Here is a 22,953-nt window from a genome sequence, read left to right on the forward strand (position 1 = left end):
GCGGACGTCTGGTCCGTGACGTCCTGGACCGAACTGCGCCGCGACGGCCTCGCAGCCGAAGAAGAAGCCTTCCTCCACCCCGAAAACGAACCCCGAACCCCGTACATCACCACCAAAATGGCCGACGCACAAGGACCCATCATCGCCGTCACCGACTACATGAAAGCCGTCCCGGACCAAGTACGCCAATTCCTGCCCAACGACTTCGCGACCCTCGGCGCCGACGGCTTCGGCTTCTCCGACACCCGCGCAGCCGCCCGCCGCCACTTCAAAATCGACTCCCACTCCATAGTCGTACGCACCCTGCAAATGCTCGCCAAAAACGGCCACGTCCCCACCAACACACCACAACAAGCCATCACCCAATACGACCTCCTCAACGTCAACGCAGGCACCACCGGCAACGCCGGCGGCGACAGCTAAAACAACAGCAGGGTAAAAACGGGCAGTTGCGGTTTTAGTGGACATTCCACAAAAACCGCAGCTGCCCGTTTTGCTGCCCGGGTGCCGCTCGGTGCCGAAGTTATGGGAAAGCTACAAATGGCACCGTGGGCCGCCAGCGCCTATCCTCGGGGTATGGCAAGTAAAAAACCACTGACGGACGGCTCTGCCGCCGGTCCTTCCGCGGCGGGGCCGCCCGAAGGACCCTTGGCGAAGCCGCTGGTGCCGGCAATCGGGTCCCCCACCGCCTCCCGGCAGGCAGGCCCGGAAACGTTGGAACGGCTGCGGGCCAACATTGGCACGCTCTCCACCATGATGCGCCACCAGTTGGAGTTCACCCTTCCCTGGTACCGGCGGCTCAGCGCCGACGAACGCTCGGCCCTGGGGCTGGTGGCACAAAATGGCATCTCGGCCTTTGTCTCCTGGTACGAACACCCTTCCTCGCCCAGCTGGGTGCTGTCGGACGTTTTTGGGACGGCACCGACGGAACTGACCCGTTCCATCAGCCTCCAGCGGGCCCTGCAGCTGATCCGCACGGTGGTGCAGGTGGTCGAGGACAGGGTCCCGGAGCTTGCCGCCGAACAGGATCAAGCGGCCCTGCGCGAGGCGGTGTTGCGTTATTCGCGGGAAGTGGCCTTTGCCGCCGCGGACGTCTACGCCCGTGCCGCCGAAAACCGGGGCGCCTGGGATACGCGCCTGGAGGCCCTGGCCGTGGACGGGATCCTGCGGGGGGAAAACCCCGACGCGCTGCAGTCCCGGATATCGGCCCTGGGCTGGACCTCGCACGGCAGCATAACCGTCATGGTGGGAGCGGCCCCGGCGGAGGCAAACGCCTCCTATCTGGCCACGCTGCGCCGTGCCGCGGCCCGCTTTGCAGAAGACATCATGGTGGGCATCCAAGGCGACAAGCTGATCCTGGTGCTGGGCCGGGTGGCCACCCCGGAATCCGCCCATGTGCGCCTAAGTGAGCTTTTCGCGCCGGGACCGGTGGTGTATGGCCCGCTGGCTGCCACACTGGCAGATGCCACGGCCTCGGCACAGGCCGCCTTTTCCGGCATTTCAGTGGTCAAGGGCTGGACGGCAGCTCCACGCCCCGTCTCCGCCGATGAACTGCTGCCGGAGCGTGTGATTGGCGGGGACGAGTCCGCCCGCAACGAACTTCTCGACAGGGTCTACCGCCCGCTGCTGGCGGCTTCGAACGGTCTGGCGGAAACACTGGGCAGCTACCTCCACGGCGGCCATTCCCTGGAGGCTGCGGCCCGGGAGCTTTTTGTCCATTCCAATACCGTCAGGTACCGCCTGCGCCGGGTCTGCGACGTGACGGGGTGGGACCCGCTGATCCCCCGCGAGGCCTTTGTCCTGCAGACGGCCCTGGTGGTGGGCAGGCTCGCCGCCCCTCTCAAGGGTGCCGGCAAGTTGCCTGCGCACCCGAAGGCGGGCCCGCACCCTTGAGCGGCGTACCCCGTCCACCTGTGCCGCTTTTGGCTGCACTTCACTTAAAACGGCGCGCCCTGGACGTCACCACGCCATGGCAGTTGTAGACTTCCTACAAATTGTGCCGAGGAGCTTGGTGCAGGAAAACACGGTGCGCACGGCACCAAGTTTGGAAAGCTGGTTAATGTGCTTGCAATAGTCTGCCCAGGTCAGGGCTCCCAGTCCCCCGGTTTCCTTTCCCCATGGCTGGAACGCCCCGGCGTCCGTGAGCAGCTGGCCGCCCTCGGCGAGGCGGCCGGAGTGGACCTTTTGACCCACGGCACGGTCTCTGATGCCGAAACCATCAAGGACACTGCCGTGGCCCAGCCGCTCATTGTGGCTGCCGGACTCATCACGGCCCAGGCCCTTCTGGGCATCGACCCCACAGCGGCGCTGGCCGGGCGCCAGGTGGTGGTTGCCGGCCACTCGGTCGGTGAGATCACCGCCGCAGCCCTGACCGGGACCTTCTCCCACGCCGATGCCATGGCGTTTGTGAAGGAGCGCGCCAACAGCATGGCCGAAGCCGCAGCAGCCACGCCCACCGGCATGGCGGCAGTGGTGGGCGGAGACGCTGAAGAGGTCGTGGCGGCCATTGCCGCAGCCGGGCTCACTGCCGCGAACATGAACTCCAAGGGCCAGATTGTGGCCGCAGGCACGCTGGAGCAAATTGCCGCACTGCTTGCCGCCCCGCCGGCGAAGGCCCGGGTCATTGCCCTTCAGGTTGCGGGGGCGTTCCATACCCACCACATGAATTCCGCCGTGACGGCCCTGAAGGCGCTGGCGCCTTCGCTGACGCCCCACGCGCCAAAGGTGCCGTTGTTGTCCAATTACGACGGCGCGTTCGTCCCGACCGGGGACGCGGCCCTGGATTCACTTATTGCCCAGGTTTCCCGCCCCGTGCGCTGGGACCTGTGCATGGAAACCATGGCCGCCATGGGCGTCACCGCCGTCCTGGAATTGGCTCCGGCCGGCACGCTGACAGGCTTGGCCAAACGGGGAATGCCTGGCGTGAAGACCCTGGCGGTGAAGACCCCCGACGATTTGGAAGCTGCCCAGGAACTGCTGGCAGCACACTCCGTGGAAGAAGGAAACCAGTGAGCACCCCCGTTCTGAACCAGACGGCCACCCGCGCCGGCTCCCGCATTCTGGGACTTGGCGCGTACCGGCCCAGCAACATTGTCACCAATGAAGACGTCTGCCAGTGGATTGATTCCTCTGACGAGTGGATCCGCCAGCGCACGGGCATCATCACCCGGCACCGGGCACCGGCCGATGTCTCAGTCACCGACATGGCGGTGGCCGCCGGCAATGAAGCCCTTGAAAAGGCAGGCATCACGGCGTCGCAAATCGGCGCGGTGCTGGTCTCCACCGTCACACACCCCTACGCCACGCCGTCGGCCGCGGCCCAAATCGCGGACCGGATCGGCGCCACCCCCGCGCCGGCCTTTGACATTTCGGCAGCCTGCGCCGGTTACTGCTACGCCGTGGCCCAGGCCGATTCGCTGGTGCGCTCCGGAACGGCCGACTACGTGCTGGTCATTGGCGTGGAGAAGCTTTCAGATGTCATTGACAATCATGAACGCACCATCTCCTTTTTGCTTGGCGATGGTGCCGGCGCCGTCATCATTGGACCTTCCGACGAGCCCGGAATCAGCCCGGCAGTGTGGGGTTCCGACGGCAGCAAATGGGATGCCGTGGGCATGACCCACTCCCAACTGGCCATCCGCGACTTCAGCGAACAAGCCATGAAGGGCGACGGCGTGTCCCTGGCCGCCGCCGACGAGGCCCACTCCACCCTGTGGCCCACCCTGCGTCAGGATGGCCAGACGGTGTTCCGCTGGGCCGTGTGGGAAATGGCCAAAATGGCCAAGCAGGCCCTGGAGACCGCCGGCATCACGGCGGATGACCTGGGTGCCTTTGTACCGCATCAAGCCAACATGCGCATCATCGATGAACTCGCCAAGCAGCTGAAACTGCCCGCGCATGTCTTGATTGGCCGCGACATTGCCGAAGCAGGCAACACCTCGGCCGCCTCCATTCCCCTGGCAACACACCGCCTGTTGGCAGAGAACCCGGAGCTCTCCGGTAAACTTTCGCTTCAGATCGGCTTTGGTGCCGGACTGGTGTTTGGCGCCCAAGTGGTGCGCCTTCCCTAAAACACATCTACTCCCGCCCGGGAGCAGATTCACGCGTGCACGAACCCGCGAACGCCGGGTTTTGTGCAAACTAGAAAAGGAGCCGTCAATGGCTAGCAACGAAGAAATCCTGGCCGGCTTGGCTGAAATCGTCAACGAGGAGACCGGCCTGGCACCTGAGGCCGTTGAACTGGACAAGTCCTTCACGGACGACCTGGACATCGACTCGATCTCCATGATGACCATTGTGGTCAACGCCGAAGAGAAGTTCGACGTCAAGATCCCCGACGAGGAAGTCAAAAACCTCAAGACCGTCGGCGACGCCGTCAGCTTCATTGCAGGCGCACAGGCCTAAACAGCCCCTGCCTTCGCCCCACCGTTTAGTCGGCACAGGGCAAAGTGGTTGGCCGGCCTGCAGGACACCGGCCAACCACAAACATTTTCCCTGCGCTGCCCCTTTCCCTTTGTTTATATTTTTAGAGAGTTGAACCATGGCCCGCAAAGTAGTCATCACCGGTCTGGGTGCCACCACGCCCATTGGCGGCGACGTCCCGACCATGTGGAAGAACGCCCTCAAGGGCGTCTCCGGCGCCCACACACTCACTGATGAGTGGGTGGAGAAATACGAACTTCCCGTCCACTTTGCCGCCAAGGCCTCAACTCCCGCCACTGAAGTCCTCAGCCGTGTTGAAGCCAAGCGCATGGACCCCTCCACCCAGTTCGCAGTGGTGGCTGCCCGTGAAGCCTGGAAGGACTCCGGCCTTGAGGACATAGACCATGACCGTCTGGCCGTAACCTTCGCCACCGGCATTGGCGGGGTGTGGACATTGCTCGACGCTTGGGACACCCTTCGGGACAAGGGCCCGCGCCGGGTTCTGCCCATGACCGTGCCCATGCTCATGCCCAACGGCCCTGCTGCGGCCGTCAGCCTGGACCTCGGCGCCCGCGCCGGCGCCCACACCCCCGTCTCGGCCTGCGCATCGGGCACCGAGGCCCTGCACATGGGACTGGAGCTGATCCGTTCCGGCAAGGCCGATGTGGTCATGGCCGGCGGTGCCGAAGCCGCCATCCACCCCATGCCCCTGGCCTCCTTTGCCGCCATGCAGGCTTTGTCCAAGCGCAACGATTCCCCGGAGACGGCATCACGGCCCTATGACATCAGCCGCGACGGCTTTGTCATGGGTGAAGGTGCCGGCGCGCTGGTGCTCGAGGCCGAAGAGCATGCCATTGCCCGCGGTGCCCGGATCTACGGCGAGCTGGCCGGCACCGCCGTCACCGCCGACGCGTACCACATCACCGCCCCGGACCCCCAGGGCCTGGGTGCCACCCGCGCCCTGAAGGCGGCCCTGTACGACGCCCGGGCCCTGCCCGAAGACGTGGTCCACGTCAACGCCCATGCAACCTCCACCCCGGTGGGTGACAAGCCCGAGTACACCGCCTTGAAAGCCGCCTTGGGGGACCACGTGGACAAGGTTTGTGTCTCCGCCACCAAGTCCCAGATGGGCCACCTGCTTGGCGCCTCCGGTGCCGTGGAGTCGGTGCTGACGGTGCTGGCCGTGTACCACCGTCTGGCACCTGTCACCATCAACTTGGACAACCAGGATCCCGAGATTCCCCTGGACGTGGTCACCGGCACCCCCCGCGCGCTGCCGGAGGGTGAGATCATGGCCTTGAACAACTCCTTTGGATTTGGCGGGCACAACGCCGTGGTGGCCGTTCGCAGCACCGGCCCCAAGGTTGACATGGCCTAAAGGCAGGCAGTGCAAGGAAAAGACCCGCAGCAGGCGCTGCGGGTCTTTTCCTTGTGGCGTGGACTCAGCCCACGTGGTGCAGCCAGCGGACGGGGGCGCCGGCTGCGGCGTGGCGGAACGGTTCAAGCTCCTCATCCCACGCCTCCCCCAACGCCAGGGACAATTCCTGGTACACCACCGCCGGATCGCCCTTCCCAGCCTCGTAGGCATAGCGGATGCGGTCCTCGGAGACCATGATGTTGCCGTGCACGTCCGTGACGGCATGGAAAATGCCGAGCTCCGGGGTGTGCGACCAGCGCGAACCATCAACACCCGGGCTGGGATCCTCCGTCACCTCGTAACGGACATTGGCGAAGCCGCGCAGGGACGAGGCGAGCCTCGCCCCGGAGCCTGCCGGACCACGCCAGCTCAGTTCCGTGCGCAGCACATTGGGCGCTGCGGGCTGAGCAGTCCACTGCAGATCCGCGCGCTGATCCATCACCCCGGCAATGGATGATTCAATGTGCGGGCACATCACAGCCGGGGCTGAGTGCACAAACAAAACACCGCGCGTGGTTGCTGCCTTCATTCCATCCTCCATTGCAGTAGGTGCGTCTTCCCCAACGACCTGCTGACGGGTGGAACCTTGGTGCGCGAAGCTTGTGGTGACTGTCCCAAGCTGTCTGGACTGCCTGTCCAGTGCCATCAATTTTCAGTAAATAGTTTTGCGTCCCTCTCATTGTGCCGTAGCGTGCACCATTCTGCCACCGGCAGGGGAAGTATTCCCTGTGGCCTTCATAAAACGCCGCGGCACTGTTGCCCCCGCCCACCGGAACTAGGCCCGCGGATGGGCCGTACGGTAGCTTTCGCGCAGCCGCTCCACCGAGACGTGGGTGTACAGCTGTGTGGTGGCCAATGAGCTGTGGCCAAGGATTTCCTGCACTGCACGCAGGTCGGCGCCGCCGTCCAACAGGTGCGTGGCAGCGGTGTGGCGCAGGGTGTGGGGCCCCGTGGCCGAAGTGTCGCCCAACTTCCCCAAGAGCCTGTCCACCACGGTGCGCACCGTGCGCTGATCAATGCGCCCTCCCCGCTGGCCCAGGAACAACGCCGCGGAGCTGTGCGGCTGCACCAGCTTGGGCCTGCCCAACTCCAGCCACCGTGCCACTGCACGGTCCGCCGGCACCCCGAAGGGCACTGTTCTTTCCTTGTTCCCCTTGCCCAGAACTTTGATGGTGCGCCGCTCCCGGTTAATGTCAAGGACATCCAGGCCGGCCAGTTCCCCCACGCGGATCCCGGTGCCGTAGAGCAGTTCCACCATGGCCAAATCCCGCAGCGGCAGGGGTTCCAAGGTTTCGGCGGCAGCGAGCAAATCATCCATCAGCCGGCGCAGCTGCTGCTGCTGCAGGACGGCGGGAAGGGATTTCCCGCGCTGCGGGGCCCGCAGCCGAAGCGCCGGATCCACCGCCAGCAGCCCCTCGCGCTGCGCCCAGGACATGAAGCTGCGCACAGTGGCGGTCCGTCGTGCCAAAGTGGAACGGGACAGCCCTTCGGCGCTTTGCTGCCCCAGCCAGCGCCGCAGGGAAGCGAGATCCACATCCGACAAGGCCACATTGCCCTCGGTGACGGCGTGGATGAGCAGCGAGTCAACATCACCGCCGTAGGCCCGCAAAGTGTGTTCGGACCGGCCGCGTTCGGTGCGCTGGTAGTGCATAAAGGCCTGCGCTGCCCGCGCCAGTTCCGCTGGCAGTGCAGCTCGTTCGTTCTGGTCCACCCCTTTACTGTGCGCCACCTGCAGCGCCTGGGCAAATTGCCGGTTCATGGGACGCCGCGTTTCCACCCTCCGGCACGGCGTTCAGCCAGTCCCAGGGCTTCCAGACGCCCCAATCCAGCCAAAATGGTGGTGGCGCCCAGCCCGGCCACAACGCACAACTTTTCCACTGAGGTGGTCACGTGCAGCGGCAGGGCGTCAAGGACCATCAGGTCCGAGGTTCCCAGACCGTCATGCAGGGCAGCTTCCACGACGGGCTCCACCACGAGGTGCTCTCCCATGCCGCCGGCAAGTTCTGCAATGTCCGCGGCATCGGACACGCACACAGCGGCCCCCTCCTTCAGCAGCCGGTGGCAGCCGGCGGAATTGGCCGAATAAACAGAGCCGGGAACGGCTCCCACCAAACGGCTGAGCTGCTCCGCGTGGTGGGCGGTGTTGAGCGCCCCCGAACGCCAACGCGCCTCCACCACCACCGTCATGGCACACAGTGCGGCAATGAGCCTGTTGCGTTGCAAAAACCGGTACCGGGTGGGGTTTGTTCCCGGTGGCACCTCCGCCACGATCAGGCCCTGGCGTGCCACCGCCCGCAGCAGTTCCTCATTCCCCGAAGGATAGAACCTGTCCACCCCTCCGGCCATGACGGCGAGGGTGGGAAGCTGATTCACGGCAGGGATGTCCCCGCGGCCGGCGCGCACTGCCCCGGACCGGGTCCCGGCTGCACTAAGGGCTCCCCTGTGGGCGTGCGCGTCAATGCCATAGGCTCCGCCGCTGACCACCGTGAAATTGCGCTGCACCAGTGAACTGGTGATTTCCGAGGCCACATTGGCCCCATAGCTGGTGCTGTCACGGGAGCCCACCACCGCGATGCAGCTGCCCTGGGCGGGGATGGGCAGGCCCGCACCCCTGAACCACAGGCCGATGGGCGCCCCCAGCTGCAGATCCTGCAGGGCCTGCGGCCATTGTGGATCTTCGGGGACCAGGAAGCCGCCACCGAGCCTTTTGACGGTTTCCACATCACGTTGCGCCCCGGCGTCCCTTAAGCGGGGCCACCAGCGCTGGAGCACCTCGCTTAAACCGGGCCACCGTTCGGTGCCTGCCGCGGCCAGGACCACACTCATTTCCTGCTCGATCTTCGCGTGGCTGGACTGGCCGCTGGCAATGAAGGCCAAGGCCTCCTCCGGGCCAAGAACCTCAATGAGTGCAAGCCCGGGGAAATCCGAAGGCTCCATGAGTCTGCTCAGGGCCGCACGGGCAAGGCGCAGCGCCTGCCCGGCCGCCTGCCTGCCCTGGACTTCACCGCCGGCGGGCGCACCCTCGTGGTGGTTCATTTCCATGCCGTTCACATCCCTTCTCCCCGCTGGCGCAGTGTCAGGGCCAGCCCCACATCATCGCTGTCAGGCTGGTCCCGCTGCTGCAAGTCCGCCACTGTCCAGGCCAGGCGCAGCACCCGGTCATAACCACGGGCGCTGAGCACACCGCTTCCCATGGCCCGGTCCAGCACGGCTGTCTGATGTCCACCAAGCCGCAGGGGCCCCCGCAGGATGCGTCCGGTGAGATCGGCGTTGTGGACCAAACCCCACGGTGCGAGCCGGGCGCCGGCACGCTCACGTGCCTGTCTGACCCTGGTGGCAACCTGGGCGCTGGATTCACCACAGGATGTGCGGGCCAGTTGCGCCAACTGGACCTTCTGCACCTGCAGTTGAATGTCCACCCTGTCCAAAAGCGGCCCCGAGAGCCGTGCAAAGTATCTGCGCCTGGCCATGGGTGTGCACTCACAGTGGATCCCTTTGCCCGTCGCCTTGCCGCAGGGGCAGGGATTCGCAGCCATGACCAGCTGAAAGCGGGCGGGATACGCTGCTGTGCCGGCCGCGCGGTGCAGCACCAGTTCGCCACTTTCCAAGGGCTGGCGGAGCGCGTCGAGAACCCGCTTGTCAAACTCCGGCGCCTCGTCCAGGAACAGGACGCCGCGATGGGCACGCGTGGCCGCACCGGGCCGGGGGATGCCGCTGCCGCCCCCTATGATGGCCGAGCTGCTGGCTGAGTGGTGCGGGCGCTCATACGGCGGACGCCGGATCAGTTTGAGGTCACCGCCGCGTTGATCCAGGGAATGGATGGCTGTGACCTCCATGGCTTCGGCGTCGCTGAGATCCGGCAGCAGCCCTGGCAGCCGCTCGGCCAGCATGGTTTTGCCGGAGCCGGGCGGGCCCACCATCATCAGGTGGTGTCCGCCGGCGGCTGCTATTTCCAAAGCCAGCCTCGCCACCGGTTGGCCCGCCACCTCCGACAGGTCCGGAGGGCTTTCACCGGCTCCGCCGCCCGTGCCGTCGCGGTGCCTGCGCAGGTCCGCGCCGGCGGCGGACCGTTCCAGCCGGAGGCCCGGGAGGGCGGCGTCAAAATCAAGGGCCACCTGGGCAAGACAGTCGTACCCGCGCACCCTGGTCCCCTTGACCAGCTGCGCCTCGGCCATATTGGCGGTGGCCACCACAAATTCCTCATGCCCTGCCGCCTGCGCGGCCAGCACTGCCGGCAACACGCCCTGCACGGGGCGCAATCTGCCATCGAGTCCCAGTTCCGCCAAGAAGACCGTGCCAGCTGTGCGCTGGACGTCGCCGGCGGCATTGAGGGCCGCCATGACTATGGCCAGGTCAAAGGCGGAACCTTTTTTGGGCAGCGAGGCAGGGATCAGATTGACGGTGATTTTGCGTCTGCTCAGCGGGATTCCGGAATTGTGCGCGGCGGCGCGGATGCGTTCCCTGGCCTCGGACAATGACGCGTCCGGCAGGCCCAACAAAATAAAATTTGGCAGGGTCTGGCCTATGTCGGCCTCCACCTCCACCACATGGCCGTTGAGTCCCACCAAGGCCACGGCCAGGGCACGGCCCATGCCCATCAGGCCACGCCCTTCAAATGGTCAATGGCAGGCGGTGCGGAACCGCCCATGATGATGCCGATGGCGTCTATGCGCAGGGAAGCGCTGAGCCGCTGGTGTTCACGGGCCCACAGCACGGCCAGTGTGCGCAGACGACGCACTTTGGCGGGCGTCAACGCCTCCAGCGGGTCCCCGTACCTGCGGGAGCGGCGGGTCTTGACCTCCACAATGACAAGTTCATCGCCGTCCAGCGCCACCAGGTCAATTTCTCCGTTGGCACACCGCCAATTACTGTCAATGACCCGCAGGCCCCGTTCCTCCAGGTAGTCCGCCGCCAGCCGCTCACCGCTTTGACCCAACGCATCTTGTGCTCTCATGACCGCCTCCACTGCCAGTCTGGCGGGTGCGGATCATGGTCGGCGGCTCATCGGTGCCATTTGTGGACCGGGCTTTTTCCTTGGCGGGTTGTGGAGGAACAAGCCACCCAGGCCGTGGCGGCTACCCCAGCGGCCCCAGCTGGCTGTCCTTGGGGATCTGCAGATCGTCCGATTTAATGAGTTCCTCCACGTTGACGTCCTTGAAGGTAATGACGCGGACGTTTTTGACGAATCGGGCCGTACGGTACACATCCCACACCCAGGCGTCCTGCAGGGTCAGGTCAAAGTACACCTCGCCGTCGGCGGAGCGGGCCTGCAAGTCGACGTGGTTGGCCAAATAAAAGCGGCGCTCGGTCTCCACCACGTAGCTGAAAAGGTTCACCACGTCGCGGTATTCGCGGTAGAGCTGGAGCTCCATGTCGGTCTCGTAGTTTTCCAGGTCCTCAGCACTCATGCCTCCATCATCCCCCACACGGGGCTGTGCGGCGCAACCGGCGGCCGGAAACGAAGCAGGGCGGGTGTTCAGCTAGAGCAGACGCCAGCTTTTGCGGTGGTGGTCCGTGGGACCGAGCTGGGCAATCGCGGCCTTGTGGGTGGCCGTGCCGTATCCCATGTTGGCGTCCCAGCCGAAAGCGGGGAAGTCCACGGCCAAATTTGCCATGATGGCGTCGCGCTCCACCTTGGCCAGGACACTGGCGGCGGCCACTGTCAAGCATGTCATGTCGGCTTTGATGCGGGTCTGAATGCGCCACGGCGGCAGCGGGGCCAGGGGTCCGGTGGCAAACAAATCCAGCTGTTCAGGTTCAGCCAGCCAGTTGTGGTTCCCATCGAGGATCACAAAATCGGGTGTGAGGCCGGCTGCGGCGGCCGCCAGGGCGCGGGTGCCGGCCAGGCGCAGCGCCCCCACAATTCCCAGGGCATCAATTTCATGTGCCTGCGCATGCCCCACGGCGCTGGCCCTGGCCCAGGCCGCAATGGCGGGCACCAGGGCAACCCGCGCGGGCCCGGGCAGCAGTTTGCTGTCCTTCACCCCGGGCAGCTCTGCGGCGCTCCCGGCTTCAATGATGACAATGCCAACGCTGACAGGCCCGGCCAGCGCGCCGCGGCCCACTTCATCGGCTCCTGCCACCACCTGGTATCCCTGGGCGGCAAGCTCCCGCTCCCACTCCAGCGTTGGCGGCGCCGCGGGCATCAGGGGGCCGCCGGTGACGTCTCGTCCAGGGAGCCGGCCGGTGCGTCGGGGACGTCCTTGAACACCTCGGGATGGTTGCCCAGGATGCCCCAGTGCGCCAGCGGCCAGGCAATGACCGCCGCCCGCCCTTCAACGTCCTCAACGGGGACAAAGCCGGTGCCGTTGTAGGCGTCGTGGAAACGTGAATCCTGGGAGTTGTTGCGATGGTCGCCCATGACCCACAGCTGGCCTTCGGGGACTGTGACGGCAAATGCCGTTTCCGACGGCGCGGCGCCCGGATACAGGTAGGGCTCGTCCAGAGCCTGGCCGTTGACGCTGAGCCTGCCTTCGGCATCACAACAAACGACCCTGTCTCCGGGCAGGCCAATGACACGCTTGACCAGGTGTTGTTGGGAGTTGTCCGGGGCCAGGCCAATGAAGATGGCGGCGTCGCTGAGCCAGCTGCCGGAGTTTTGTTGGGCCGGTTCCTCCGCCAGCCAGCCCTGGGTGTCCTTGAAGACCACCACGTCCCCACGCTTGATGCTGATGGGTTCGGGCACCAGCAGGTTGACGAAGATCCTGTCATTGATCTGCAGGGTGTTTTCCATGGATCCGGAAGGGATGTAGAAGGCCCGGAAAAGGAAAGTCTTGATAAGAAATGACAGCACCACCGCAATGACCACAATGGTCAGCAGTTCCCTGCCCCAGGCCAGCAGCTGCGTGCCCAGGCGTTCGGTGCCCGCCCCGCCGGCCGGGGCATCGCCGCCGTCGCCCGGGGGCAGGGCCGACGACGACGCACCCGCCGCATGCCGCGGTGATCCAAAGCGCCGGGCCCGCCCGTTTTGGCGCGGCTGGTTCCCGGCGGGGCCGGAGGACTTCCCGTCGGGACCCGCCGCATGGTTGGACTCCCCCGGAACACTTTCCTGCATCAACGTCAATTCCTTAGCAAAGTCGGTTCAGAGTTCTTACTGGGCACTTTGGGACAACAGCCCGGGGTGCGGCGGCGCCTGATTCAGGGCAGTGTCCCGGGATCCCGCTCCAGGGCATGCAACCGTCCCAGCGGCCACACGGTGGCCACTGGGGCGCCAATGACCCGGGAGGTGGCAATCAAGCCGCCGCCCGGGGCGCCCAACAGGGAGCGCGAATCCAAGGAAACGCTGCGGTGATCACCCATGAGCCACAATCTACCCTGCGGCACCGTCACCTCAAAGGTGACGTCACTTGCCACATCATTGGGGTAAAGGTACTCCTCGGTCACAGGGACGCCATTGATTTTCAACAAACCATCCGCTGAGCAGCATTGCACGGTGTCCCCGGCCACGCCCAAAACGCGCTTGACGTAAATGTGGTCCCGGGGAACCAGGCCAAGCCACTGTCCGGTGGCCACCACGCCGTCGGCCAAGGGGCCGGCAGCTGATGCCAGGGGCAGGAAGGACCCACGTCCGTCAAACACCACCACGTCGCCGCGTTCAACGGGCCGGTGTGCAAACTCCGTGCGGGAGACCAGCACCCGGTCGCCTGTGAGCAGCAGCGGCTCCATGGACTCCGAGGGAATGTAGTAGACATCCACCCAGACATTGCGGATCAGTGCAAGCACCACAAAAACGACTGCGGCGAGTAAAACAACAAAACGCCAGCCCAGTTTCCTGGACTGGCGTTTCGCAGAAGCCAAAGTGCGGATCCCCGGTGTTACTTGGTGGGGAATTTGTCGCGCTTTTCCTTGATCTTGGCAGCCTTGCCGCGCAGGTTGCGCATGTAGTACAGCTTGGCGCGGCGGACGTCACCCTTGGTGACAACCTCAATCTTTTCCAGCACCGGGGAGTGCACCGGGAAGGTGCGCTCCACGCCGACGCCGAAGGAGACCTTGCGGACCGTGAAGGTCTCGCGGACGCCGTCGCCCTGGCGGCCAAGGACGAAGCCCTTGAAAACCTGGACACGTGAGCGGGAACCTTCAATGATGTTCACGTGAACGTTGAGGGTGTCACCGGCACGGAAGGCGGGGATGTCGCTGCGCAGGCTGGCTGCGTCGACGGAATCGAGAAGATGCATGGTACTTTCTCCAGGTAAACGCCGCAGGTCATTTACTTTGTGTCACGACCTCCGTGGACGGCGCATGGCCAGTCACGGGGAATCGAAGAAGTGGACCGGAATTTAACATAAATCACCGGTGTGCCGCTGTGCTGGCCAACGCTCCCCCTGTGGCAGGAACGGGCCCAGTGGACACGTTCCTCCATTTTGCCATAGGGAGCGTGCTGGGCACTAATCGGGTTCGACGACGGCGTCCCGCTGCACGGCCCTGCCATTGACGATTGCGTAGCCCAGCTCCCACAGCACGTTCTTATCGGCCTTGCTGAAGGCGGCCACGTCCAGGGCGGCAATGAGGTCGGGGCGGCGCACCGCCGTGCGGCGCAGCTGAAGTTCCTTGCGGAACTTGGCGATCTTGCCGTGGTTGCCGCTGAGCAGCACCTCGGGAACGTCGCGGCCACGCCAGCTGGAGGGTTTGGTGTAGACGGGGTATTCCAACAGCCCGTCCGCATGCGACTCCTCCACCAGGGATTCGGGGTTGCCCACCACCCCGGGAATGAGCCGGCCAATGGCCTCCACCATGGCCAGCACCGCCACTTCCCCGCCATTGAGCACGTAGTCGCCCAGACTGACGGGACGGACGTTGTACTCCTCCGCCGCCCATTCCAAAACCCGCTCGTCAATGCCCTCGTAGCGTCCGCAGGCAAACACCAGGTGCTCTTCCGCCGCCAGTTCATAAGCAAGCTGCTGGTTGAACACCTCCCCGGCCGGTGAGGGAACAATCAAGGTGGGCTTCGCGCCGTCGGACACCGGGGATGCCGCGGCGATCTGCGCCAGCGACTGCGCCCAGGGCTCCGCTTTCATCACCATTCCGGCACCACCGCCATAGGGGGTGTCATCCACCGTGCGGTGCCTGTCCACGGTGTGGCTGCGCAGATCATGCACGGCAAGTTCCAGCAGCCCCTGGGTGCGCGCCTTGCCAATCAGGCTCAGGTCCAGGGGGGCCAGGTACTCCGGGAAAATACTGACCACGTCAAAACGCATCAGTGTTCCGGCCCTTCTGAACCACCCAGGTCCGCGGCCTCGCCGGACTCGTCGTTTTCGGCATTTTCCTTGTTCACCGTGAACAGTCCGGCCGGCGGGGTCAACAGCACATAGCCGGCTTCAATGTTGACTTCGGGAACAATCTCATCCACGAAGGGCACCAGGACCTCATCGCCTTCGGTGTCCTTCACCAGCAGCAGGTCCTGCACGGCCTGGGTGCGCAGTCCGGTGACCTCACCGACGCGCTGGCCGCCGACGCGGACTTCCAGCCCCAGGAGCTCGTGCTCGTACCAGGCCTCGTCGTCCCCGTCGTCGTCGGATTCAAAGAACAAGGTGGCCCCGCGCAGCAGTTCCGCATCGTTGCGGGTGGTGGTGCCTTCAAAGCCCAGCAGCAGGATGTCCTTGTTCCAGCGCGAGCTGCGCACCGTCAGAGTGCCCAGTTTGGCCGGCTCGACGACGAACTCCGTGCCCACGGTGAAACGGGAATCGGGGGCGTCGGTGAGGACCAGGGCCGTCACTTCACCCTTGATGCCATGGGGCTTGCCAATCCGTGCGACCTGGACCTGCATGGGGACTCCTAAACTTTTTGCTTTAAAAAAATGGGGAAAAATTTGGCCCCGCCACCATTATGGTGCCGGGGCCAAACGTTTGGCTTAACTACTGAAAATCAAGGTCGGGCCCGTCAGCGGCGGTCCGTGTCAACTACGTCAACACGCACCGGCTCGCCATTGGCCAGGGCTGCCACCACAGTGCGCAAGGCACGGGCGGTGCGGCCCTGGCGGCCAATGACCCGGCCAAGATCGTCCTGATGAACGCGCACCTCAAGGGATTCCCCGCGGCGGTTGTTCTTCACGCTCACCACAACGTCCTCGGGAGAGTCAACTATCCCGCGGACAAGGTGCTCCAGCGCTTCAGCCAACAAGCTGCTAAGCCTCTGTGCTCTCAGCGGCATCTTCCGAGTCAGCCTTCTTGGCCTTCTTGGTGATGGCTTCCTTGACAACAACGTTCTTGGCCTCGGGAGCCACGAAGGCTTCCTTGGGGGCCTTGGTCTTCAAGGTGCCTTCGGCGCCCTTGATGCCCTTGAACTTCTGCCAGTCACCGGTGATCTTCAGGAGCTTGGCAACAGGCTCGGACGGCTGTGCGCCGACTCCCAACCAGTACTGGGCGCGGTCTGAATTGACCTCGATGAATGAAGGCTGCTCGGTGGGGTGGTACTTGCCGATCTCTTCGATGGCACGGCCGTCACGCTTTGAGTGTGAGTCCATGACGACGATGCGGTAGTACGGTGCACGCATTTTACCAAAGCGCTTAAGGCGAATCTTTACGGCCACTTTTGTGGTTACTCCTGGTTCGAAAAAGGGGCGAAATCCGGTTCACGCTCCCGTGGGGCGGGCCGATCTGCGGACTTCTAAGGACAGGACCATCACGCGGAGAGAGGGGCCACGTGGATCGAGTACCTGTCCATTATGCCAGACAATCGGGCATCCGCCGGACACATTGCACACGCGCCACCGGGTCCCACCCCCGGCGGCGTGGATTCAGGGACCTTTACGGCGCGCTGTAAAAGAACAATCCCATTTTGGCGTTGCCCTCCGCGGCTTCCAGCGCCGCTGCGGCCATTGCCGCCAAGGCGCGCAGGAGCGGTCCGGTCACCTCAGGGGTCGACTCCATTTCCTCTGCCGCGGCCCACTCGACGGCAAGTTCCGTCACATCTTCGGGATCTTCCGGGGCGTGAAGTTCGGCAAAGACCTCCAGGAGCGCATCCGGGACGGCAAACAAGTCATCGAGCTCAATGTCCACCAGGCTCAATTCCGCGCCGACCCCTGTGGCATGGACTTTTTTCACGGCCAGGCCACCGAGCACTTCAATCTCAAAATCACTCAAACCAGGGGTGGGAAGCACGGGAACCTCCACCGCGGGCGGCTTGCCCGCCGTTCGGGCCTTGGCGCGCGCCACGGCCTGGTGGTGGTCGGCAATGAAGAACTCGGAGTAATTGGCCACGCATAAGCCTTTCAAGTAAGGAAGGGCGGACCTGACTGGTCCGGCCGGCGCGGACGCCGGGGTCCGCGGTGCAAAGCTAGGAAAGCGTTGACACGCCTTCTACACTAACGCGGATCCGGTTCTTCCACGGGTCGGCAAGGATCAATTCGGCACCGGTGTGGGCTGCGGCAATGCCGTGCCGGGCCAAGCGCTCACCCAGGGCCCCGACGTCGTCAGCGCCCGGGACCTTGATCAGCACCTCACCCAGGCCCAAGGTGTCCCGGCGCGGGCCCGCGCCGCGGCTGTTCCAAACGTTCATGGCCATGTGGTGGTGGTACCCGCCCGCGGACACAAAAAGGGCCTGGCCATGGAAGGTGGACGTTTTTTCAAAGCCCAAAGCAGTGACATAGAACTGCTCGGCCGTGGCAATGTCCCCCACCTGCAGGTGGACGTGGCCCACACCGGCGGCGGCGGCGCGCTGGCCGGTGACTGATTGCTCCGTCAGGTGGGAATCGAGGTAGCGCTGCGGCGGGAGCGCCAGGGAAGCCATTTCCACCTCGCCCTTGTTCCAGGTCCAGGCATCGCGCGGGCGGTCCCAGTACAGCTCAATGCCGTTGCCTTCAGGGTCGGTGAAGTAAAACGCCTCCGAGACCAAGTGATCGGCGCTGCCGGCAAAGGACTCCGGATTGTATTGCGCGGCGGTGGCCACCGTGGCGGCCAAATCCGCCTGGTTGCTGAACAGCAGTGCCGTGTGGAACAAACCGGCCTCGCCACGTCCTGGCACCTTCAGGCTTCCAGCTGGTTGCAGATGCACCAAGGCGGTGGTGCCGCGGCCCAGGTATTGTCCGCCGTCGGCCTCGGCCACAATGTCCAGGCCCAGGGCCTTTTGGTAGTAGTTGCTCATGGTGGACATGTTGCCCACTTTGAGCATCACGGTGCCCATGGTGAGGTCTGCTGACAATAGGCCGTTCGAATTGTTCATGGTTGCTCCTGGATTGAATGTGTTCCCATCTCATCCAACTACTTGAAGCTTCAACTTATTCCGCGGTGGGCTGCCGGCGCCCGTCCCCGGCCGTGAGGTCCGCCACCATGACAACCCGCGGACCCAGTTCATCAAGGCCGGCGGCCTGTTCCCGCCGCCGGATGTCCTGCAGCTGCGGACCCCACGCATGCTGCGGCAGTTCCACAAAACCACAGCTGGCATACAACGGCGCGTTGAAGGGAACGTGGGCAAAGGTGCTTAGTGTCATGGCCCCAAAGCCTGCCTCCCTGGCCCACGCCTGCGCCGCCCGGATCAGGGCCCGGCCAATTCCCTGCCGGGAATAGACGCCGCTGACAGCCAATTGCTCCAGGTGCGCCTGGCCGTCGACCAATTCCAACCGGACAAAGCCCGCCGGCGGCCTGCCTGCCACCATGATGTGAAATGCTCCGGCGTACTCGGCCGCTTCGGCAGGGGCGGGAAAGTTGGCAGTGCTCAGCGGCGGATCAAGTCTTTCAAAGGCCGTGTCGGCCTCCGCTTCAATGGCTGGCAACAGGGCAAATTCGCTCAGGGCGGCCGGACGAATTTCAAACATGGACAAAGACTAGCTGTGCGAACCCACTTCTGCGTCCGCCAGGGCAATAAATCCTGCCAGCATCGCAGCCCCTTCGGCAGTGTCGTGGGGGCGGTGGCCGCTGCGGTGGATTTCATGGCGTGCGCCGGTGGTGGCCAGCGCCTGAGCCACCTCTTCATAGAGCGGCTCCCACCCGCCGGTCAGCACCGTGGTGTCAACGCCGGCAATGATGTGCAGTGCGGCACCCGTGGAGGTCAGCAGCAGCCTGGCCCGGGAAGCCCGCCGTTCCAGGGACTCGTGGTTGGGTGCCACGGTGACGGCCATCAGGGTGTTGAACTCGGTGAGAAAAGCCTGGTCAGCCAAGGCGTCCGCACGGTTGATCAGCTGCGCCACACGGGCCACGAAGGCCGCAGTTGCCGGCAGTTCCGACGTGAGCGAGAGCATCAGCGGCTCCACGAGCACCAGGGAACGGACCACATCCGGACGCAGAACCGCCGCCATCATGGCCGGCACGGCACCCTGGGCATGGGCCACCAGGTGCCCGCCGCTGCCCAGGGCGTCAATGACAATGGCTGCATCGGCCTCGAAGTCGGAGCCGGCGGGAGGCTCCACGGCATCAAATCCGGTGCGTTTGAGGAACAGGCAGTCGTACGTGCCGGCCAGGAGGTGCTGCGCAGGCCATGCCGCCGCACCATAACCGTCCATGCCGTGCACAAATACAATTGGGGTTTTACTCATTGTGGCAGGCTACCGGAAGTCCCTGACAGTGGCCGCCGGAGAGTGCTCCGGCGAATGCTCCGGCGAATGCTCCGGCGAATCAGATGGACCCCTGTTGAATCAGACGCAGGGCTGCATCTGATTAAACAGGGGTCCATCTGATTCGGCGCGGGCGCTTGAGGGCACGGGCACCGGCAGGGGAAAGGCTGCTACTTGCCCAGGAACTTCTCAAAACCCTTGGGCAGATTCAGGTTCGAGGGGTCAAAATCCTGTGCTCCGGCACCAAAAGCCGCTCCGGTGGGCAGGGCCTTGGGCGCATTGGCCTTCTCCTGCGCGGCCTTCAACTCGGCTGCTGCCTTGGCCGGGTTGCCGGACTTGGCCTTCTTTTTAGGGCTCTGCTTGCCCTTGCGGGCGCTGTTGAATCCGCCGGGGCCTGCCATGCCCGGCATTCCGGGGATGCCGCCGCCGGAGGCCATCTTTTTCATCATTTTCTGGGCCTGGCCAAAACGCTCCAGCAGGCCGTTGACCTCGGAAACGTGCACACCGGAACCCTTGGCAATGCGGGCGCGGCGGGAGCCGTTGACGATCTTGGGCGCCATGCGCTCATGCGGGGTCATGGAGCGGACAATGGCCTCCACCCGGTCAATTTCGCGCTCGTCGAAGTTTTCCAGCTGCTGGCGCATGTTCGCGGCGCCGGGCATCATCATGAGCATCTTCTTCATGGAGCCCATTTTGCGGATCTGCTGCATTTGGGCCAGGAAGTCATCCAGGGTGAAATCCTCCTGGTCGGCGAACTTCTTCGCCATCCGCTCGGCTTCGCCCTTGTCCCAGTTCTTTTCAGCCTGCTCAATGAGCGTAAGGACATCACCCATGTCCAGGATGCGGCTGGCCATGCGGTCCGGGTGGAACAACTCAAAGTCATCCAACGCCTCACCCGTGGAGGCGAACATGACTGGCTTGCCGGTGATGGAGGCCACTGACAGCGCCGCACCACCACGGGCGTCGCCGTCGAGCTTGGTCAGGACCACGCCGGTGAAGTTGACGCCCTCATTGAAGGCCTGCGCCGTGTTGACGGCGTCCTGGCCAATCATGGCGTCAATGACAAACAGGACCTCGTCGGGGTTGATGGCGGCGCGGATGTCCGCGGCCTGCTTCATCAGTTCGGCGTCAATGCCCAGGCGTCCGGCGGTGTCAACAATGACCACGTCGTACAGCTTGGACTTGGCCTCGGCCAGACCGGCCATGGCAACGGCCACCGGATCGCCGGTGGCGGATTCAAATTCGCTGGACACGCCCGGGTGCGGGGCAAAAACGGGGACACCGGCGCGCTCCCCATTGACCTGCAGCTGCTTGACGGCGTTGGGACGCTGCAAATCCGCAGCCACCAGCAGCGGGCTGTGGCCCTGGCCCTTGAGCCACTTGGACAGTTTTCCGGCCAGGGTGGTCTTACCGGCACCCTGCAGACCGGCCAACATGATCACGGTGGGCGGGTTCTTGGCCAGGTTGATGCGGCGGGTTTCGCCACCCAAAATGGCCACAAGTTCTTCGTTGACGATCTTGACGATCTGCTGCGCCGGATTCAGCGCCTCATTGACCTCCGCACCCAGGGCGCGCTCACGGACGTTGGCGGTAAAGGCCCGCACCACGGGCACGGCAACGTCGGCGTCCAAAAGGGCACGGCGAATCTCACGTACCGTGGCATCAACGTCGGCTTCGCTCAGCCTGCCCTTGCCACGCAAGTTCTTGAAAGTAGCTGTCAACCGATCAGATAGGGAGTTGAACACGCGCCGCGCACTTCTTTCGTCTGGATTGACCAACGCCCGCGCGGACCGGCCACTGGCCCGCCCGCGCAAAAGGCGCGGCAATCTACTTGAGTCAGGATGAGACCGGAGGGACAGGCACAAGGCCCAGACGTCCCACTCCCTTTCCTGAGGGATTCAACTACCAAGGGTATCAACTGCCGGGCCCCTTGGCTGCACACGACCCCCAGACTTGGGCACTTGACGGTGCATGAATGGCCCCGGCGGAAAACTGGTTGGTCCAACCGCCCCAGGTCCACCAAATCCGCCGCTGTGATGGCATGCTGGGAGGGTGAGTAAAACCACTTCTTCCCCCGGCCCTGTCCCATCCGCAGATCCTGCCGTGCAGGCATCCCCGCCCACGGCGGAAAATGCCGACTCCAGAATCAAGACCCTGGTGATTCTCGGCGCCTCCGGTGACCTCACCGGCAGATTGCTTCTGCCCGGAGTTGCCCGCCTGATAGCAGCCGGCCGCGCCCCCGGTCTTTCACTGGTGGGGGCAGGCAGCGATGCCTGGAGCGCGCAGCAGTGGCAGCAACGCCTTGAGGCAAGTTTTGCCCCCGCCCTGACATCCTCCGAAATGACCACCGACGCCGGCATTGCCGATCTGCGGCGCGTGCAGGAACAAAGCAGCTATCAGCAGCTGGACGTCACTGCCCCGGGCGCGCTGGGCGCGTTCCTGGCCAAGGTCACCGGACCGGTGGCGCTGTACTTCGCCCTGCCGCCGGCGGTGAGCCAAAAGGCCTGCGAAACCCTCAAAGCCACCGAGCTGCCGGCAGGGACACGCCTGGTCATGGAAAAACCCTTCGGTTCAAGTGCCGAGTCGGCCCGGGCCTTGAACGCCACCCTGGCGCGGCTGGTGCCCGAAAACCACATCCACCGGGTGGACCATTTTCTGGGCAAGTCCACGGTGTTGAACATCATAGGCCTGCGGTTTGCCAACCGGCTCCTGGAGCACTCCTGGAACAACGACCACGTGGCAAAGGTGGAGATCATTTTTGATGAGCCCCTGACATTGGAAAACCGGGCCCGTTATTACGACCAGGCGGGGGCGGGGCGGGACATGATTCAAAGCCACCTGCTGCAAATCATGGCCATCATGGCCATGGAACCGCCGGCTTCGCTGGATGAACGGGACGTGCGTGCCAACATCGCCGCCGTGCTGCGTGCGGCCACCGTGGGCCCGCACGCCTCCTCCACACCGGACCGGCAGGAAAAATTGGCGGACCATACCCGCCGGGCACGCTACACCCACGGCACCATTGGGGACCGGCCCGTGCCCAATTATGTGGACGAGGAAGGCGTGGATCCCGCCCTGGGCACCGAGACCCTGGCTGAGGTGGAAGTGTATGTGAACAATTGGCGGTGGGCGGGCGTGCCGTTTATCCTGCGCTCCGGCAAGGCCCTGGGCCGGGCACGCAAGGAAGCCGTGGTGACCTTCAAACCCGTGCCGCACCTGCCCGCCGGCTTCAAAGGCACCGACTCCCCCACCCGGCTGCACATTGGCTTCGGCCCGGCGAATTTGACCTTGGATTTGGACGTCAACGGTCCGGGTGATCTTTTTAGCCTGGACCGGGTGCAGCTGGCCGCCGAGCTGGGAAGCGACCCCCTGCTGCCCTATGGTGAAGTGCTCGACGGCGTCCTGAGCGCCGATCCCCTGCTTTCGGTGCGCGGGGACACCGCCGAGGAATGCTGGCGCATTGTGGAACCGGCCTTTGCGGCCTGGAAAGCCAACGTTGTCCCGCTGGAGGATTATGCGGCCGGATCCTCGGGCCCGGAAGGCTGGGGCACCAGCCAGCGGTGAGGGGGCGGCATTCCCCTAGTGCATGGACCCTGCATGGACGACGGCGGCAGCCGGGCGGGCTTTTAAT

The 22,953-nt window shown here is 64.6% G+C and carries 25 protein-coding genes and 1 pseudogene; 7 read left to right on the top strand and 19 right to left on the bottom strand.

All coding sequences use genetic code 11. The features are described 5' to 3' along the window. The 6 genes and pseudogenes from ACFUCV_RS14060 to fabF form a co-directional block, all read left to right on the top strand. Positions 1-423: pseudogene (locus ACFUCV_RS14060) on the top strand (pyruvate dehydrogenase (acetyl-transferring), homodimeric type); the annotation flags it as partial. 153 nt (positions 424-576) lie between these two features. Further along, positions 577-1,893, top strand: coding sequence for a PucR family transcriptional regulator (locus ACFUCV_RS14065; protein ID WP_380816793.1), 1,317 nt, complete (start codon positions 577-579; stop codon positions 1,891-1,893). A gap of 168 nt (positions 1,894-2,061) precedes the next feature. Next, complete coding sequence (locus tag ACFUCV_RS14070) at positions 2,062-3,012, top strand: ACP S-malonyltransferase (RefSeq protein WP_380816795.1); 951 nt, start codon at positions 2,062-2,064, stop codon at positions 3,010-3,012. After that, on the top strand, positions 3,009-4,070 hold the full coding sequence (locus tag ACFUCV_RS14075; protein WP_380816799.1) for a beta-ketoacyl-ACP synthase III: 1,062 nt from the start codon (positions 3,009-3,011) through the stop codon (positions 4,068-4,070). The genes ACFUCV_RS14070 and ACFUCV_RS14075 overlap by 4 nt, the downstream gene beginning before the upstream one ends. 88 nt (positions 4,071-4,158) lie before the next feature. Then, positions 4,159-4,404: an acyl carrier protein gene (locus ACFUCV_RS14080; RefSeq protein WP_038462997.1), complete on the top strand. Its 246-nt coding sequence runs from the start codon at positions 4,159-4,161 to the stop codon at positions 4,402-4,404. 136 nt (positions 4,405-4,540) lie between these two features. Next, the gene (fabF, locus tag ACFUCV_RS14085) at positions 4,541-5,800 is read left to right on the top strand and encodes a beta-ketoacyl-ACP synthase II (protein WP_380816804.1); all 1,260 of its coding nucleotides are present in this window, start codon (positions 4,541-4,543) and stop codon (positions 5,798-5,800) included. Between the two features lie 64 nt (positions 5,801-5,864). On the opposite strand, the gene ACFUCV_RS14090 is transcribed toward fabF, so the two are convergent. The 19 genes from ACFUCV_RS14090 to ffh form a co-directional block, all read right to left on the bottom strand. Further along, positions 5,865-6,368 carry a DUF3145 domain-containing protein gene (locus ACFUCV_RS14090; RefSeq protein ID WP_380816807.1) on the bottom strand — a complete coding sequence of 168 codons (504 nt, stop codon included), beginning with the start codon at positions 6,366-6,368 and terminating at the stop codon, positions 5,865-5,867. A 246-nt stretch (positions 6,369-6,614) separates the two neighbouring features. Further along, on the bottom strand, positions 6,615-7,490 hold the full coding sequence (locus tag ACFUCV_RS14095; protein ID WP_380816843.1) for a tyrosine recombinase XerC: 876 nt from the start codon (positions 7,488-7,490) through the stop codon (positions 6,615-6,617). A gap of 104 nt (positions 7,491-7,594) precedes the next feature. Further along, positions 7,595-8,776 carry a DNA-processing protein DprA gene (locus tag ACFUCV_RS14100; RefSeq protein WP_380816845.1) on the bottom strand — a complete coding sequence of 394 codons (1,182 nt, stop codon included), beginning with the start codon at positions 8,774-8,776 and terminating at the stop codon, positions 7,595-7,597. 110 nt (positions 8,777-8,886) lie between these two features. After that, positions 8,887-10,437 (bottom strand): YifB family Mg chelatase-like AAA ATPase, encoded by a 1,551-nt coding sequence (locus ACFUCV_RS14105; protein ID WP_380816809.1) that lies wholly within the window; start codon positions 10,435-10,437, stop codon positions 8,887-8,889. Further along, positions 10,437-10,793, bottom strand: coding sequence for a YraN family protein (locus ACFUCV_RS14110; protein WP_380816810.1), 357 nt, complete (start codon positions 10,791-10,793; stop codon positions 10,437-10,439). Before ACFUCV_RS14110 ends, ACFUCV_RS14105 begins: the two co-directional genes overlap by 1 nt. A 121-nt stretch (positions 10,794-10,914) precedes the next feature. Next, on the bottom strand, positions 10,915-11,247 hold the full coding sequence (locus ACFUCV_RS14115) for a DUF2469 domain-containing protein (RefSeq protein ID WP_233915267.1): 333 nt from the start codon (positions 11,245-11,247) through the stop codon (positions 10,915-10,917). A gap of 72 nt (positions 11,248-11,319) precedes the next feature. Continuing rightward, positions 11,320-11,985: a ribonuclease HII gene (locus tag ACFUCV_RS14120; RefSeq protein WP_380816814.1), complete on the bottom strand. Its 666-nt coding sequence runs from the start codon at positions 11,983-11,985 to the stop codon at positions 11,320-11,322. After that, a complete protein-coding gene (gene lepB / locus ACFUCV_RS14125) occupies positions 11,985-12,893 on the bottom strand; it encodes a signal peptidase I (RefSeq protein ID WP_380816818.1) in 909 nt (302 codons plus the stop codon). Before lepB (ACFUCV_RS14125) ends, ACFUCV_RS14120 begins: the two co-directional genes overlap by 1 nt. Positions 12,894-12,976: 83 nt before the next feature. Beyond that, complete coding sequence (gene lepB, locus ACFUCV_RS14130) at positions 12,977-13,636, bottom strand: signal peptidase I (protein ID WP_380816821.1); 660 nt, start codon at positions 13,634-13,636, stop codon at positions 12,977-12,979. Between the two features lie 17 nt (positions 13,637-13,653). Then, entirely contained in the window at positions 13,654-14,013 is a 360-nt protein-coding gene (gene rplS, locus ACFUCV_RS14135) for a 50S ribosomal protein L19 (RefSeq protein ID WP_380816823.1), read from the bottom strand. Between the two features lie 210 nt (positions 14,014-14,223). Next, positions 14,224-15,033, bottom strand: a complete 810-nt coding sequence (gene trmD / locus ACFUCV_RS14140) for a tRNA (guanosine(37)-N1)-methyltransferase TrmD (RefSeq protein WP_380816824.1) — start codon at positions 15,031-15,033, stop codon at positions 14,224-14,226. After that, positions 15,033-15,602, bottom strand: a complete 570-nt coding sequence (gene rimM / locus ACFUCV_RS14145; protein ID WP_380816827.1) for a ribosome maturation factor RimM — start codon at positions 15,600-15,602, stop codon at positions 15,033-15,035. Before rimM ends, trmD begins: the two co-directional genes overlap by 1 nt. Positions 15,603-15,715: 113 nt before the next feature. Further along, positions 15,716-15,955 carry an RNA-binding protein gene (locus ACFUCV_RS14150; protein WP_380816829.1) on the bottom strand — a complete coding sequence of 80 codons (240 nt, stop codon included), beginning with the start codon at positions 15,953-15,955 and terminating at the stop codon, positions 15,716-15,718. Positions 15,956-15,959: 4 nt separating this feature from the next. Continuing rightward, a complete protein-coding gene (gene rpsP / locus ACFUCV_RS14155; RefSeq protein ID WP_380816831.1) occupies positions 15,960-16,364 on the bottom strand; it encodes a 30S ribosomal protein S16 in 405 nt (134 codons plus the stop codon). Between the two features lie 217 nt (positions 16,365-16,581). Further along, positions 16,582-17,034 carry a hypothetical protein gene (locus ACFUCV_RS14160; protein WP_380816833.1) on the bottom strand — a complete coding sequence of 151 codons (453 nt, stop codon included), beginning with the start codon at positions 17,032-17,034 and terminating at the stop codon, positions 16,582-16,584. Between the two features lie 76 nt (positions 17,035-17,110). Continuing rightward, a complete protein-coding gene (locus tag ACFUCV_RS14165; RefSeq protein WP_380816835.1) occupies positions 17,111-17,995 on the bottom strand; it encodes a VOC family protein in 885 nt (294 codons plus the stop codon). Positions 17,996-18,050: 55 nt separating this feature from the next. Continuing rightward, complete coding sequence (locus ACFUCV_RS14170; RefSeq protein ID WP_380816837.1) at positions 18,051-18,587, bottom strand: GNAT family N-acetyltransferase; 537 nt, start codon at positions 18,585-18,587, stop codon at positions 18,051-18,053. Between the two features lie 9 nt (positions 18,588-18,596). Further along, entirely contained in the window at positions 18,597-19,304 is a 708-nt protein-coding gene (locus tag ACFUCV_RS14175) for an alpha/beta fold hydrolase (RefSeq protein WP_380816839.1), read from the bottom strand. A gap of 188 nt (positions 19,305-19,492) precedes the next feature. Beyond that, a complete protein-coding gene (gene ffh / locus ACFUCV_RS14180) occupies positions 19,493-21,067 on the bottom strand; it encodes a signal recognition particle protein (protein ID WP_380816841.1) in 1,575 nt (524 codons plus the stop codon). 400 nt (positions 21,068-21,467) lie between these two features. On the opposite strand from ffh, the gene ACFUCV_RS14185 reads away from it, so the two are divergent. Continuing rightward, the gene (locus ACFUCV_RS14185) at positions 21,468-22,886 is read left to right on the top strand and encodes a glucose-6-phosphate dehydrogenase (RefSeq protein ID WP_380816847.1); all 1,419 of its coding nucleotides are present in this window, start codon (positions 21,468-21,470) and stop codon (positions 22,884-22,886) included. The last annotated feature ends 67 nt before the right edge of the window (positions 22,887-22,953 follow it).

The sequence above is a fragment of the Specibacter sp. NPDC057265 genome, from assembly GCF_042668835.1.
Classification (GTDB): Bacteria; Actinomycetota; Actinomycetes; order Actinomycetales; family Micrococcaceae; genus Specibacter.